The sequence below is a fragment of the Nonomuraea sp. NPDC049419 genome, assembly GCF_040676995.1.
Classification (GTDB): domain Bacteria; phylum Actinomycetota; class Actinomycetes; order Streptosporangiales; family Streptosporangiaceae; genus Nonomuraea; species Nonomuraea salmonea.
The window spans coordinates 14,578-28,858 of sequence record NZ_JBFAQB010000020.1 but is presented as its reverse complement, the minus strand read 5'-3'; the positions used below and the strand labels follow the sequence as shown (position 1 = coordinate 28,858).

The window sequence follows — 14,281 nt, the reverse complement described above, 5'->3', positions numbered from 1 at the left end:
TGAGGCTCCATGCCTGGAGAGCAAGAGTGGGACAAGAATCCACCGGCATTAGGTGTTGAGGGCTATTCGCCGGCGTCGGCCCTGCCTTCGAGCGGTATGACTCCCCTTCGATAGCGGCAGTGGGGGCAGGGGCATGGTGGCGAGGACCTTTCTGGTCGTGCTGGCGGTGGTCGCCGGGCTGGTGGCGGGCTGCGGCTCGGGCGGATCCGATCAGGAAGAGGCAGGGGCCGGTGCTCCGGGCCAGGCAGGGCCGGGCGCGCGGCCGGTCATCACGCCCCCGGGAGAGCTCGTCTCCGAAGAGAACAGCGGGGATCTTCCTGAGGCCACGGCCCGGGTCGGCTTGGACTGCCAGCGAGAAGTGGGCAAGCGCGGCTCCGGTGTGGCGGCGAGGATGGATCGGGTGGCCAACTCCAGCAGCAGCACGGACAGCCAGAAGGCGGTGGCGCTGGTCTGCGGGGCGGCGGCGGCCGCGAACGAGGGCAGGGACAAGGAAGCACTCGCGAGAATCGACAAGGCTGAACAGTACATTCCCGACGCTCCCCCATCCATGAAGCGCTCATTGATGGCGTTCAGCGCCAGCGTGGAGGCGAAAAGCGCGGCCGCCGAGGGCGAGTATCAGCGGGCCGAAGCTGCTCTGAAGGAACTCGACAGGCTCGGATACGAGCGGAACGACTTTCTGAAGATCGCCTGCTCGGTGGCCGCCGACCCCGCCGGCCTTCCCGCATGCGCGACCGTGGCTCCTTCAGGCGGCGAGACCGAGACGCCGCCCGATGAGCCGGAGACCTCGGAGACCTCCGAACCTGAGACTCCCACCGGGGAAGTCAGCGAGACCGACGAAGGCGCCACGCAGTCGCCTGACGAGGGCACCACCGAGGCGCCCGAGACCGAGGCCCCCGTGTCGCCGGACGGCAACGGGGACGACGGTCCGGCTCCGGCCGAGTCGTAAGCCTCTCCGTCCATGAGCACCTCTGCGGGCGACGGCGGGGACGTCGCGCGGCTCTGGGGGATTGTGACGCACATCGTGACGCCGACCACGCTCGTGGCGGCGATCATGATGTACTTCGGGGCGGTACGCGCCAACACCATGTACGCGCAGTTCGGCGTCGATCAGAGCATGCTGGGCCTGTCGTTCCAGGACTACGTGCTGCGCAGCGTCACCCTGGCCGCAGAACCGCTGGTGCTGGTCCTGGTGGTGGCCCTGGTCACGCCACCGGTGCACGCCTGGCTGACGCGGGCCGCCGGGCGGCATCGCACCGCCGCGATGCGGGGCCTCGCTGTGGCGGCCGTGGCCGGAGCGGCGGGCACCGTGACGGGCCTCCTGGGCCTGGCCGGATGGGCGGTGCTCCCGCGCTACTTCCTGCCGCTCTGCCTGGGCGCCGGCATCGTCCTGCTGGTCTACGCCGAGAGCCTGTACGGCAGGCTGAACGGACGTACGGCCTCCACCACCCGAGGGGTCGTGCGCCGCGCGGCCTGCGGGGCGTTGCTGCTGCTCCTGCTGTTGTGGTCGGTCACCGAGTACGCGGAGCAAAAGGGGTGGGAGGCCGCCGCCGCGTACCGGGCCGACACGGGGATGCTGCCGAGCACGGTCGTCTACGCCGCGCGGCGCCTCTTCCTGGAAGGTCCAGGGATCACCGAGACCACGCTGCCCGACCCGAACGCGATGTTCCGCTACCGCTACACCGGTCTGCGCCTGCTCATCCACTCCAACCAGCGCTACTTCCTGCTGCCCGCCTGCTGGGCGACGAGCCCGTGGGCGCGGGCGATCGCGCTGCCCGCGGACGGGTCGCTGCGGCTGGAGTTCCACGTGCTGAAGATGGCGCCGCCGGAGTGCCCGCCCGGGCAGTGAGCGCGGGCGGGTCAGGAAGTGTCCGCCCGCTAGGACGAAGAGCGTGCACCAAGTTCGCACCAACGTGCGTTCGTACGATCGACGGTCATGTCGCAATCCCCTCAAGGACCGTTGACCGCGTCGATCCTCGCCCTCGCCCTGGTCGGTGGCGCCGTCGCCACCGCCTGCGCGGCGCTGCCGGGACGCGGCGGCGGCGACGGCGCGCGTACGGAGGCGACAGCACCGGAGAAGGAACCCGAGAAGGAACGGGCGGCCGCCGAGCTGGCCTCCTACAAGGGCGAGAACATCTGCTCGATCTTCCCCTCCGCCCTGCTCAAGAAGCTGGTACGCAACGCGCAGGAGAACCCCGCCGACGACACCTCGACGATGTCGTCCGCCGAAAGCGGCTGCGTCTGGGAGTCGGGCGAGCAGCCGGCCGGCAGGGTCGAGCAGAAACGCGACCTCGAAGTGACCCTGACCACCTACGAGAAGGCCAGGGACGGTTTCGACGCGCAACGCCACTTCGCCATCAAGAAGGAGAACACCCAGGAGATGCTGGGAGATCCGCCTCCCGGCACCAGGTTCGGGGGTCTGACCGGCGTGCCCGGCCTGGGGGAGGCGTCGTACGCGTTCACGTCCGTGAGCACGGACACGCCCACGAAGAGCGTGGACGCCGAGGTGACCTTCCAGCTCTCCGGCGCCCTGGTGACCCTGCGATACGGCGGCTACGACAGCCTGCCCGGCCTGAACGGCGGCTATCGGCAGCTCCCCGAGCCGCGGGTGATGAGCTCCGCGCAGCAGGCCGCGAAGTCCTTGGCCGCCGCCCTGCTGAAGGGCGGTGCCCGGAGCGACGAAGGGAACGGTGAGGCCGGCCGGATCACCGCCGCGTCCAGGGGCCAGGACGTGTGCAGGGCGCTCCCGGCGCAGACCGTGCGGAAGTACGTCGGCAAGGCCAGGACGAGCGCCCGCAACTCCGACCACCCCGGCGAGCGCTGGGCGGTGTGCAGCTGGAGCAGCGTCTTCGAGTCCGACGGCAGCGGCGAGACCGCGTACGACATGGTGAACCTGCGGGTGCACGTCACGACCGTGAAGAAGGGCGCCGCCGCGGCCCGCGCCGAGTTCCGGCAGAAGGAGAGGGACGCCGCGGCCGCGCCCGCCGGGGTGCCGAAGGAGCAGCGGCTGACGGAGGAGGGCGGGCCGGTCCCGGTGACAGGCATAGGTGAGGAGGCGTTCGCGCAGCTCAGGACCAGTACGCAGGTGGTCGACCGGCGCGAGGCGATCCTGGTCTACCGGGTGGGCGGCCAGGTCGTCGAGGTGACGTTCGGCGGCCTGTCGACCGTGGCCTCGACCGCCGGCCCCGACTCCGACACCACCGCGCTCAGCGAGGAGCGGGTGCTGACCTCGATCAAGGACGTCGCCGGGCAGCTGGCCGCCCGCACCACCGGCGGCTGACACCCGACTTCGGGACCAAAGGCCCGATGACCTGGGACGTCCTCCCGCTGCGGCTCCCCCGGCCGGGACCGATACTGGAAGTAAGGGACGGAACGGCCCGAGGAGATGCGATGACCAGGCAGATCGTGGTCGGCGTCGACGGATCCGCGGCGGCTCGCGCGGCGGTGGACTGGGCGGCGCTCGACGCCGGGCGGCGGGGGCTGGACCTGCGGGTGGTGCACGTGTGCGAGCAGTGGTCGCACAACGAGGGCGCCGACTACTGCTCCGGCGCGCTGGAGGCCGGCGCCGATCGGGCCCGTGGCCTGGTCGGCGGTGTCAAGGTGACGGCGGACCTGCGGCCGGGCAACGTCGTCGAGGAGCTGATCGCCGAGTCCGCGACGGCCGACAGTCTCGTGCTGGGCAGTCGCGGCCTCGGCGGGTTCAAGGGCATGCTGCTCGGCTCGGTGAGCAACGCGGTCGCCGGGCACGCGGCGGGCCCGGTCGTCGTGATCCGCGGCCCGCATCCGGTGGAGCACCGGCGGATCGTGGTCGGCTACGACGGCTCCGAGCACGCGCGGGCGGCCATGGAGTACGCCATCGAGCAGGCCAGGAGCCGCCGGGCCGAGCTGCACGTGGTGACGGCCTGGCAGGTGCCGGCCTTCTCCCCGTACGCCGTCGGCTACAGCATCCTGCTCGAGGAGATCGTGCAGGCGGAGCCGCGCAGGGCACGCGAACTGGTCGAGCCGTGGCGCGACGCCAACCCCGACCTGGTGGTGTCCGACGAGCAGCCGTGCGACCATCCCGTCACCGCCCTGGCCAGGGCCGCCAAGGCGGCCGATCTCGTGGTGGTGGGCTCGCGGGGGCTCGGCGGGTTCGCCTCGGCGCTGCTCGGCTCGGTCAGCCACGCCGTGCTGCACCACGCGACCTGCCCGGTCGCCGTGGTCCGCCCGGTCAAGGAGTGACCGTCACCCGGCCGGGCGGAGGCGTACGCAGCAGTGCTCCTGGCTCGGCTCCAGCCGGGCCGTGAAGCCGGGCTCGGGGAGACCTTCGAGCAGGCCGGCGAGCAGGCTGAGGTTCATGCCGCAGACCAGGGCGGTGTGCCGCTCGGCGAGGCTGGCGAACGGGCAGTTGGCCAGGGCGATCGTGCCGTCGCAGGCGCGCGGCTCGAAGCCCAGAGCCTCCAAGGTCGGCATGACGCCGGCGGAGGCGTCGCGGCCGAGGGCCCGGCCGAGGTCGCGGGCGCGGCGGTCGAGCACGGCACGGGGCGGCTCTCCTGTGGCCTCCGCTTCCTGGAGGGCGTCGGCGAGCAGGTGGGCGGCGGTCTCGTAGCGGCGGTCGGGCAGGGAGACGGCGATCTGCCCGGGAGCGCGGCGGTAGAGCTTGGCGGGACGGCCGGCGCCGGGCCCCGACCGGCCGGTGCGGCGCTGGTAGACGGCTTCGAGCAGCCCTCCCTCCACCAGCTTCTCCAGGTGGAAGGAGACGGTGTTGCGCGGCGCCTGTATGGCGTCGGCCGCCTCGTCGCGGCTCACCGGCGCCGGCTGGCGCACCACGTACGCGTACAGGCGGCGCCGCGTCGGCTCGTCCAGCGCCGCGATGGCGGAGATGCCGTCGGCTTCGCCCATTCTAAAACCCACTCCTGTTGACGAAATTATCGTGCCCCTTCTAATGTTAACGAAACTTGTCGATAGAAGAGGGGGGCGGCATGAGCGAGTCCATGGTGGAGGAAGCCGGCGACGCCGAGCGCCGGTCGCGGCGCCTGCGGGTGGTCCGGGGCGGGGGCGTGGACCTTGAAGCCGCCCAGCGAGCGGTGACCGACCTGCTGACCGCGCTGGGCCGCGACGTGGAGTCCGAGCACCTGGCCGACACGCCGAAGCGGGTCGCCCACGCCTACGCCGAAATGCTGGAGCCGCGCGAATTCGACCTGACGACCTTCCCCAACGAGGAGGGCTACGACGAGCTCGTGCTGGTCCGCGACATCCCCGTGCAGTCGTTGTGCGAGCACCATCTGCTGCCCTTCCAGGGCGTGGCGCACGTGGGCTACCTGCCGGGCGACCGTATCTTGGGGCTGTCGAAGCTCGCGCGGGTGGTCGAGCTGTTCGCCCGCGACCTGCAGGTGCAGGAGCGGCTGACCAAGCAGGTCGCCGACTGGCTCCAGCAGCACCTGTCGCCGAAGGGGGTCGGCGTGGTGATCGAGGCCGAGCACCTGTGCATGTCGATGCGCGGCGTACGCGTGCCGGGGTCCCGCACGGTCACCTCGGCCCTGAAGGGGACGCTGCGCGAGGACGCGAGGTCCCGGCAGGAGTTCTTCGCGCTGACCGGTCAGTCCCATACCTGACGAGCAGACAGGAGATCGACGATGGCGGCATTCGTGATCGTGGGCGGCGGCCTGGCCGCGGCCAAGGCGGCCGAGGCGCTGCGCGAGGAGGGGTTCGGCGGCGAGATCGTGCTCGTGGGACGGGAACCGCACCTGCCCTACGAACGTCCGCCGCTGTCGAAGGGCTACCTCCAGGGCAGTGACGAACGCGACAAGATCTTCGTCCACGACGCGGACTGGTACCGCGAGCACGACGTGGACGTCCGTACCGGCGTCTCCGTCACCGCCGTCGACCCGGCCGCGCACGAGGTGACGCTGTCCGGCGGCGAACGGCTCCGCTACGACAAGCTCCTGCTGGCCACCGGCGCCCAGCCACGCCGCCTGACCGTGCCCGGCAATGACCGCGTGCTGTACCTGCGTACCGTGGACGACTCCGACCGGCTGCGCGGCACCTTCTCCACCGCGCGCAAGGTCGCGATCGTCGGCGCCGGCTGGATCGGCCTGGAGACCGCCGCCGCGGCCCGCACGGCAGGCGCCGAGGTCACCGTCATCGAGCAGGAGCAGCAGCCGCTGCTGTCCGCCCTCGGCCCCGAGATCGGCGCCGTCTTCGCCGACCTGCACCGCGAGCACGGCGTGGACCTGCGGCTGGGCGCCCGCCTCGCCGAGGTCACCGAGACCGGCGTACGGCTGGCCGACGGCACCGCCATCGACGCGGACGCCGTGCTGGCCGGCATCGGCGCCGTCCCCGACACCGAGCTGGCCGCCGCCGCGGGCCTCACCATCGACAACGGGGTGAAGGTCGGGGCGGACCTGCGGACCAGCGATCCCGACATCTACGCCGCCGGCGACGTCGCCAACGCCCACCACCCCCGCCTGGGCCACCACGTCCGGGTCGAACACTGGGCCAACGCCCTCAACCAGCCCGCCGTGGCCGCCCGCGCCATGCTCGGCCGCCCGGCCGCCTACGACGAACCGCCCTACTTCTACACCGACCAGTACGACCTGGGCATGGAGTACCTCGGCCACGTCCCGCCCGGCACCGAACACGACGTCGTCATCCGGGGCGATCTGAGCGGGCGGGAGTTCCTCGCGTTCTGGCTGCGGGATGACCGGGTCATCGCCGCGATGAACGTCAACATCTGGGACCAGGGCGACCACCTCAAAGCCCTCGTCCTCGCACAAACCCCCGTGGACCGCGCGGCCCTCGCCGACCCCAAGGTCCCGCTGGAAAAGCTGGTGCGCTCGTGAAGCCGCTCACGGCCGGCGCGGGTGGCGCCACCGCTCGTCGGCGAACTCCCGGGCCGGCTTCGGCTCTCTTCCGGCCGGTACGGAACCACCGGGATCATCCGGAGCCCTCCGCATCGGGATACAGGATCTCGTCGTCCGCGTTGGCGCCGAACTCGGCGACGCGTACCTCCGCGATGTGCTCGTACCGGGTGATCCGGTCGATCCACTCCGTGCCGACGCCGAACGCGACCCGCGCGACCGCGGACCCGCGCAGGACGGCGTTCTCGGAGATCACCGCCGCCTCCCCGGCCTCGATCCGCGACCCCTCCGCATCGAGCACCGCGCCGTACATCACCCGCGCCCTCGGCCCCACGCGGACGTCACCGACGAGCGTGGCCGTCGGGGCGACGTAGGCGGTGGGGTGGACCTGCGGTTGACGCCCGCGGTGCCGGATGCGGATTCCCTGCGGTTGAGCGATCACCGGCGAACTCTCCTCCACCCGGCCGGGACCATGCCGGCGGCTTTCAGACGTCTCATCTGCTCGGTGAGCCGCGCACGACAGAAGGGGTCCGCCGGCGGTTGAGCAGCATGCCGGCGGGCCCAAAATGCGTTGCGGTGATCCGTTTCTCGGCGGCAGTGTGTGGTGCGACGCGGGCCGACCCCTCCGGAGCACGGGCCCATGCCGTTCAGGAGGAGTGACGATGGTCCGCGGGGACGCGGCGTGAGCGCGGCGACGAAGCCCCGGCGATGGGCGATGCCCGCCCTGATCGGGTACGCCTTCGCGCAGGCGCCGCTCATGACCGGCGCGACCGCGGTCCTCTCGGTCGTCGCCGGTGCGGCGCCGGTCGGGATCACCATCGGGATCGGCCGGCTGGTGGGCGCGCTCACGTCCGCGATCGGCCGGGGCCTCGACACGCCGGAGGCCCGCGACTGTTACCGGTGGATCGCCGTCATCGTCGCGCTGTTCCTTCTCACCCACCTCGCCGAGTCCGTACGCACGGTCCTCGGAAGGGCGCTGGGCCGCCGGGTGACCGGCCGGCTGGGCGAGCGCGTGATGGGAGCCGTCTCCGCGCCCGCGACCGTCGGCCACCTCGAGGACCCCGCCTACCTCGACCGGATCGCCCGGGCCAGAGGCGAGGGGACCATCGACATGCCGCCCGGGGAAGCGCTCTTCGGGTTCTCCACCAAGGCGTCCACGTGGGTGACCGCCATCGGCTCAGCGGCGCTGCTCGCCGGCCTCGACCCGGCGCTGGGGATCGTCGTCCTCGCCGTGTTCACCGCGATCCACCTCCGCCTCGTACGCAACTACCGCATCGCCGTCGTCGAGAACGTGAGCCAGACCGAGAAGCTCCGGCGCACCTCCTACCTGCGCGACGTCCCCACCACGCCGGGCCCCGCGAGGGAGGTCCGCCTGTTCGGGCTGACGGCGTTCTTCCGCGACGTCTACCAGGCGCAGTGGCGGGCGAACATGACCGAGGTCTGGCGCCGGCGGCGCGAGCACGACCTGTTCGTCGTCGTGGTGGTCGTCACCACCGGCCTCACCGTGGCGACGGTCTTCCACCTCCTGGCGCACCGTGCCGCCGTCGGCGACTCGACGGTGGCGGACCTGACGATCGGCGGCCTCGCCATCCGCGCGCTGCTGCAGATCCTGCGGGCGGACGAGGACGAGCTCCGCATCGGCTTCGGCTCGAAAGCGGCCGCCGAGGCCCTCGCCCTTCCTGTTGCGGAACCCGCGGAGACGGCGCCGGTCATCGAGCCCCCGGACGCGACGATCTCCGTCAAGGACCTGCGCTACCGGTACACCACCAGCGACGTGCTGGACGGCATCGACCTCGACATCCCCGCAGGCCAGTCCCTGGCCATCGTCGGACTCAACGGAGCCGGCAAGACGACGCTGGCCCGGCTGCTCGCCGGCCTCGACGCGCCGAGCGCCGGGTCCGTACGCGTCGGCGGGACGCTGATCGACGACGCCAACAGGCGAGGCTGGCAGCGCCAGGTCGTCGCCGTCTTCCAGGACTTCGGCCGCTACCGCCTGCCGATCCGCGACAACATCGCCTTCGGCGCCCTCGACCACGCCGGCGACGACGAGGGCCTGCGGGCGGTGGCGGCACAGGCCGGGCTGCAGGAGTACATCGACCGGCTCCCCGACGGCTGGGACACGGTCATGACCGACGCGTCGGGCGGCGAATGGCAGCGCATCGCCATCGCCCGCGCCATGTTCGGCCTGCGGCACGGCGCCCGGCTGCTGATCATGGACGAGCCCGCCGCCGGCCTCGACGCCCGCGCGGAGGCCAGGCTCTACGACACCTTCCACGACCTGACGGCCGGCGCGACGACGGTCGCCGTCTCGCACCGGTTCGCGACCGTGCGCAAGGCGCAGCGGGTGGTGGTGGTCGAGGACGGCCGGGTCATCGAGGACGGCCCGCACGACGCCCTGATCGAGGCCGGCGGCCGGTACGCCGAGCTGTTCAGGCTCCAGGCCAAGCGTTTCCAGGAGGCGTCCTCGTGACCGGTCCGCTCCGCTTCGTCCTCGCGCTCGGGCCCCGTACCGACCTGGCGCGAACCCCGATCGTCGTCGCCGTGGCCATCCTGGAGCAGGCGACCGGGGTCGGCCTCGCGATCCTGCTCGGCCTGTTCAGCGAGGCGGCGAGCGACCACGCCACCAGCACGGTGCTGGTGCTGTCGCTCTGCCTGGCCGGGTTCGTGATGCTCACCCAGGGCACGTTCATCGCCGGCTACTTCACCCGGCTCCGCCTGTCGGAGGAGATCCAGAACGCGGTCGAGCGCCGCTTCATCGACGTCGCCGGCACGACGCCGACGCTGGAGATCCACGAACGTCCAGGCCGCGCGGGCAGGGCGGCCGCCGTGCGGGCCGGACGGCACGACATCCGGGAGGGCTTCGACCGGGTCCTCTGGCTCACCGGGGCCGCGCTGGTCTGGGTGTCGTCGGCGCTCCTGATGGCCTCGGTCGTCCCGATCCTCGCGGTTCTGCCGCTGTTCGCCGTCCCCGTCCTGCTGGCCACCCGCAGGGCTGACCGCGCACACGGCGCGGCCGTCGAGCGGGCGGCGCCGCGTACCGGATTGGCCGAGCACCTGTTCGCGCTGGCCGCCACGGCGGGCACGGGCCGCGAGACCCGGCTGTTCGGGCTGGCGGGCGAGCTCCGCCGGCGCCACCGCGACCAGTGGGACCGCGCCGGCCGCGACGTCCTCGTGGCCGATCTGCGCTCCCGCGTCCCGCTGGCGCTGGCCTGGCTGGTGTTCGTGCTGGCGTACGCGAGCGCGATCGTCCTGATGGTGCGGGCCGGTCTGACCGGCGACGCCTCGCTCGGCCTCATCATCGCGGCCGTCGCGGTCAGCAGCCAGATCGTCGGGCAGGCGCAGGCGCTGCTGAGCCAGATCTTCTGGGTGCTCGAATCGGTCAGGGCCGCCCGCGTCTTCCTGGACGTCGTCGCCGAAGGCGAGGCGGAGCGGGCGGCCGTCGTGCCGGCCGCGCCGGCCGCGGTGCCGTCCCGGCTGGAGCGCGGCATCACGCTGGAGGGGCTCGGCTTCCGCTACTGGAACCGGGAGCGGCCGTCGCTGAGCCGCGTCGACCTGGAGCTGCCCGCCGGGTCGGTGGTGGCGCTGGTCGGCGAGAACGGCGCGGGCAAGTCGACCCTGGTCAAGCTGCTGTGCGGCCTGTACCGGCCGGGGGAGGGCCGCATCCTCGTGGACGGCACCGACCTCGCCGCCTTCGCCCCCGAGCAGTGGCGCGCCCGGATCACGGCGGCTTTCCAGGACCCCGACCACCTCGAGATGACCTTGGGCGACTCGGTCGGGCTGGGCTCGCCCGACCACGATCCAGAACGCATCCTGGAGGCGCTCAGGACGGCCGGCGGGCACCGGCTGCTCGACGCGCTCCCGCAGGGGCTCGAGACCCGGCTCGGGCGCAGGTCGTGGGACGGGAAGGGGCTGTCCGGCGGCCAGTGGCAGACGGTCGCGAACGCCCGCGCCGCGATGCGGCGCGAGCCGCTGCTGCGCATCCTGGACGAACCGACCGCCAGCCTGGACGCGCGGGCCGAGGAATGGCTGTTCCGGCAGTACGCCGGCGCGAGCCGCCTGCAGGGAGGCGTGACCGTCCTGGTGACCCACCGGCTCACCACCGCCCAGGCCGCCGACCTCGTCGTCGTGCTCGACCGGGGCCGCGTCGTCGAGGTCGGCACCCACGACGAGCTGAGCCGCGCCGACGGCCTGTACGCCGAGCTGTTCCGCCTGCAGGCCCGCTACTTCGTCTGAGGCTTGATCGCCAGGCCCCCGTAGGCCCAGGCGTGCCCGCCGGGGATCTCCTCCTGGTATTCGGTGAGGTCCGGCCGCCAGGTCACCACCTCGACGAGGCCCGGGTCCAGCACGTTCCAGCCGTCGAAGAAGCGCATCGTCTCGTCATGGCTGCGCGGCACCATGGGCGCGGAGCTCTTGTCGTACGGCTTGGTGAACTCCTCGCGGCTCAGGTGGTCGGCGAAGTCCATGGTGATGTGCGACAGCAGCAGGTGGCTGCCGCTGGGCACCGCGGCCTTGAGCTGCTCCACCACCCCGTACGGGTTCTCCTCGTCGGTGACGAAGTGCAGGATCCCCGCCAGGATGACGGCCACGGGACGGGTGAAGTCGAGCAGATCCCGGACCGCGGGGTCGTTCAGGATCTTCTCCGGCTCGCGCAGGTCCGCCTCGATCATCTCCGTGGCGCCCGCCGGGTCGCCGGTCAGCAGGGCGCGGCCGTGCACCGAGACGATCGGGTCGTTGTCCACGTACGCCACCCGCGCCTCGGGCACCGCCCGCTGGGCGATCACGTGGGTGGGATCCTGGGTCGGCAGGCCGGTGCCGATGTCCAGGAACTGGGTGACGCCCGCCTCCGCCGCCAGATACCGCACGGCCCGGCCCACGAAGGCACGATGGGCGCGTACCCCCTCCCGCGTGCCGGGCGACAGCTTGATGAGCGCCTCGGCGGCCTCCCGGTCGGAGGCGAAGTTGTCCTTGCCGCCCAGTAAGTAGTCGTAGATGCGCGCGGGGTGCGGGATGTGCGGATTGATTCGCGCGGCCGGGGCGTCGGCGTACTCGGGGTCCTGCGGGTCCGTCTGTCTGTCGGTGTTCGTCATCCTTCTCTTCCTGCTGGATCGACGACTACCGCCGGGCCTGACGGGGGGCCGGGGCGAGCTTCGCCGAAGGGTTACTTGCCTGCTTTCAGGTGTTTCCTTCCTACTCGACCCAACGTTACGGCGCTGGCTCTCCCGAGAACGATGCCGACGTTCGGGTCAGGACGGCCAGGCCGAGATACCCGGCGATCTACGCCTCGGGCTCCGTGACGGTCAGGTGTTCGTAGGACGACTTCAGCGCGGGGTAGTAGTCGTCGAACTCCGGCTTGGCGGAGCCGTCGTGGGAGGCCGCCAGCAGGTCGAGGTAGTACTCCCAGCCGGGGCCGATCTCGCCGATGCCCTCGGCACCGGCCAGGTGCTGGACGAAGCGCAGCTCGGTGCCGCTGTCCGCCTCCGACAGCAGGAGTTCGAGGTGCCAGGAGCCGGCCGCGTCCTTGGCGGTGATCTCCAGCCGGCGGGGTGGCTCGCAGGCTTCGATGCGCATCTCGGCCCAGGGAGCCTTCTCCTCGAACACCAGCTGGACCCGGATCGTCCGGCCGGGGCCTGCCTCGCCCTCCCACGGGCCGAACCAGCGCGCCGTGCGCTCCGGCTCGGTGACGCTGGCCCACACGTCCTCGGCGGGCGCGCGGAACGTCCGGGTGAGGACGAGGTCGACGCCGTCGTCCGCGCGGAAGAGCTTGCCGGTGGGGAAGCGGTTCATGCTGTTTCTCCCTTGCTGTCGGTGTCGCTGCTTGTCCTGGCGCTGTTCGTACGGCGTTCGCGGCGCGTCCGGTAGACCTCGGTCTCCAGAGCGTCGAAGCGGTGCTCCCAGCCGGCGGGCCCGAGGAACTGGGCCAGCCAGCCGGCCAGCTCGGTGAACCGCTCCGCGTCGAGCGTGTAGAGGCGCTGCCGGCCGACGAGCTCTGCCCTGACCAGCCCACTCTCCCGGAGCACGCGCAGGTGGCGGCTCACGGCGGGGCGGCTGATCGAGAAGCGTTCGGCGATCTCGCCGGCCGAGAGCCGCCCGTCTTTGAGCATCACCAGGATCTGCCGCCGCACCTGATCCGCGATCGCCCCTGCCACCTCGTCCACACAGAAAGCGTAACTTACTGGTTACGCGTTTGGCCAGAGGTCGGTCCGGTGCTTGCTGGTGGAACTGCCTCGGTCGCGCCCTGAGATCGCCTCAGTTGGCACCGTCGTCGGACAGGAGGCGATCGGTGATGGCCTGGAGCGTCCTGGCGTCGTCCGGGCCGAGCCGGTCCAGCAGGTGGCGGCGGGTGGCCTTCTCCAGTGCCGGCAACGTGGCATTGATCGCGTTTCTGCCTTCCGGGCGCAGTGTGACCTCCATCCCGTTCGGCACCTTGTCGCGGGCCACGTAGTCACGATCGGCCATCCGGGTCAGCAGGTGCGACAGCCGCGTCCGGTCCCAGCTGAGGGCGGCGGCCAGGGCGTTCTGCCGCAGGCTCCCGCCGGACTCGTGCAGGCAGACCAAGACACTCAGTTCCGGCTCGGAGAGGCCGGACGCCGCTGTGGTCTCGGCGACGACGGCGGCGCGTACCAGCTCATGAGCGCGCTTCCAGCGCAGCCACAGCTCGGTCGCCTCGCTCCCGCCAACTGTTGACATGTCAACACCGCCTCTCTAGTGTTCGAACCCGACCATACGGCTCATGCGAAGGACATCACCGATGCTCGATGCTCGACGGCACTATGCCAGCCTGCGCCTGCTCGCGCTGCTCCCGCTCGTCCTGTTCCTGCCCGCCGTGATCGCCTTCTTCACGGACCCGGACGTGGCGTGGGGAGAATACCTGGGCGTCTTCTTCCACCTCTCGATCCTCTTCCTGGTCTCCCGCCTGGAGGCGGCATCCTGGGCCAAAGCAGCGGGCTACGGCTGGGTGGCGCTCGACGTCCTCACCGGCATCCTGATGATCAACGGGGTCGACCACGACACGGCCTGGGCGGTCCGGCTCGGCGGCCACGTACTCGCCGGTGTCTGGATCGTGGCGAGTTCCCTGGTCAGCCACTCCTGGCCGGTCCGCGTGGTCGGCGTCGTCACGGGCGTCTGGCTCGCCGGCTACTCCTTCGTCGGCACTCAGCTCGCCGAGGAGTACCTGCGCCCGGCCGGAATCATGATCCTGGTCTGGTTCGCCCTCCTGGCGATCTTCCACCGCGACAATCAGGGCCGCCCGGCGGCGTCAGGAGCCCCAGCGGCGGTCTGAGTTCGGCCTGTGGGCGCACTGGGGATCCGGAGGAACGCGCCATCCTGGCCGGCATCGGCGACTGGCTCGCCGTCAACGGCGAAGCGATCTTCGACACCGCCCCCTGGAAGGTCTTCGGCGAGGGCCCCTCGGCCGACGACCCACCCGCGCTGAGAGACCAGGGCTT

Annotated in this window: 15 protein-coding genes; 9 read left to right on the top strand and 6 right to left on the bottom strand. The window is 71.7% G+C overall.

Annotated features, from left to right (window positions below; all coding sequences use genetic code 11):
• Positions 1-133 precede the first annotated feature (133 nt).
• From AB0K12_RS38755 to AB0K12_RS38740, 4 genes are all read left to right on the top strand, one after another.
• Positions 134-946 carry a hypothetical protein gene (locus AB0K12_RS38755; protein ID WP_364572495.1) on the top strand — a complete coding sequence of 271 codons (813 nt, stop codon included), beginning with the start codon at positions 134-136 and terminating at the stop codon, positions 944-946.
• 12 nt (positions 947-958) lie between these two features.
• Positions 959-1,846: a hypothetical protein gene (locus AB0K12_RS38750; RefSeq protein ID WP_364572493.1), complete on the top strand. Its 888-nt coding sequence runs from the start codon at positions 959-961 to the stop codon at positions 1,844-1,846.
• Between the two features lie 111 nt (positions 1,847-1,957).
• Positions 1,958-3,277, top strand: coding sequence for a hypothetical protein (locus AB0K12_RS38745; protein ID WP_364572491.1), 1,320 nt, complete (start codon positions 1,958-1,960; stop codon positions 3,275-3,277).
• Positions 3,278-3,387: 110 nt separating this feature from the next.
• Positions 3,388-4,218, top strand: a complete 831-nt coding sequence (locus tag AB0K12_RS38740) for a universal stress protein (protein WP_364572489.1) — start codon at positions 3,388-3,390, stop codon at positions 4,216-4,218.
• A 3-nt stretch (positions 4,219-4,221) separates the two neighbouring features.
• Here AB0K12_RS38740 and AB0K12_RS38735 read toward each other — a convergent pair whose 3' ends face one another.
• A complete protein-coding gene (locus tag AB0K12_RS38735) occupies positions 4,222-4,878 on the bottom strand; it encodes a helix-turn-helix domain-containing protein (protein ID WP_364572487.1) in 657 nt (218 codons plus the stop codon).
• A gap of 80 nt (positions 4,879-4,958) precedes the next feature.
• On the opposite strand from AB0K12_RS38735, the gene folE reads away from it, so the two are divergent.
• A complete protein-coding gene (gene folE / locus AB0K12_RS38730; RefSeq protein WP_364572485.1) occupies positions 4,959-5,591 on the top strand; it encodes a GTP cyclohydrolase I FolE in 633 nt (210 codons plus the stop codon).
• 21 nt (positions 5,592-5,612) lie between these two features.
• On the top strand, positions 5,613-6,818 hold the full coding sequence (locus AB0K12_RS38725) for an FAD-dependent oxidoreductase (protein ID WP_364572483.1): 1,206 nt from the start codon (positions 5,613-5,615) through the stop codon (positions 6,816-6,818).
• A gap of 94 nt (positions 6,819-6,912) precedes the next feature.
• Here the strand turns inward: AB0K12_RS38725 and AB0K12_RS38720 are convergent, their stop codons facing one another.
• A complete protein-coding gene (locus AB0K12_RS38720; RefSeq protein WP_364572481.1) occupies positions 6,913-7,278 on the bottom strand; it encodes a hypothetical protein in 366 nt (121 codons plus the stop codon).
• 240 nt (positions 7,279-7,518) lie between these two features.
• Here AB0K12_RS38720 and AB0K12_RS38715 point away from each other — a divergent pair, with 240 nt between their 5' ends.
• Both AB0K12_RS38715 and AB0K12_RS38710 read left to right on the top strand, forming a co-directional pair.
• Complete coding sequence (locus tag AB0K12_RS38715; protein ID WP_364572479.1) at positions 7,519-9,306, top strand: ABC transporter ATP-binding protein; 1,788 nt, start codon at positions 7,519-7,521, stop codon at positions 9,304-9,306.
• Complete coding sequence (locus AB0K12_RS38710) at positions 9,303-11,069, top strand: ABC transporter ATP-binding protein (RefSeq protein ID WP_364572477.1); 1,767 nt, start codon at positions 9,303-9,305, stop codon at positions 11,067-11,069. The genes AB0K12_RS38715 and AB0K12_RS38710 overlap by 4 nt, the downstream gene beginning before the upstream one ends.
• Here the strand turns inward: AB0K12_RS38710 and AB0K12_RS38705 are convergent.
• From AB0K12_RS38705 to AB0K12_RS38690, 4 genes are all read right to left on the bottom strand, one after another.
• Complete coding sequence (locus AB0K12_RS38705; RefSeq protein WP_364572475.1) at positions 11,057-11,923, bottom strand: SAM-dependent methyltransferase; 867 nt, start codon at positions 11,921-11,923, stop codon at positions 11,057-11,059. The two genes, AB0K12_RS38710 and AB0K12_RS38705, sit on opposite strands and share 13 nt — an antisense overlap.
• 187 nt (positions 11,924-12,110) lie before the next feature.
• Complete coding sequence (locus AB0K12_RS38700) at positions 12,111-12,620, bottom strand: SRPBCC family protein (RefSeq protein ID WP_364572473.1); 510 nt, start codon at positions 12,618-12,620, stop codon at positions 12,111-12,113.
• Positions 12,617-12,991, bottom strand: a complete 375-nt coding sequence (locus AB0K12_RS38695; protein WP_364572471.1) for a metalloregulator ArsR/SmtB family transcription factor — start codon at positions 12,989-12,991, stop codon at positions 12,617-12,619. Before AB0K12_RS38695 ends, AB0K12_RS38700 begins: the two co-directional genes overlap by 4 nt.
• Positions 12,992-13,082: 91 nt before the next feature.
• Entirely contained in the window at positions 13,083-13,523 is a 441-nt protein-coding gene (locus tag AB0K12_RS38690; protein ID WP_364572469.1) for a MarR family transcriptional regulator, read from the bottom strand.
• 61 nt (positions 13,524-13,584) lie between these two features.
• Between AB0K12_RS38690 and AB0K12_RS38685 the strand changes: the two genes are divergently transcribed.
• Complete coding sequence (locus tag AB0K12_RS38685; protein ID WP_364572467.1) at positions 13,585-14,115, top strand: hypothetical protein; 531 nt, start codon at positions 13,585-13,587, stop codon at positions 14,113-14,115.
• Positions 14,116-14,281 lie beyond the last annotated feature (166 nt).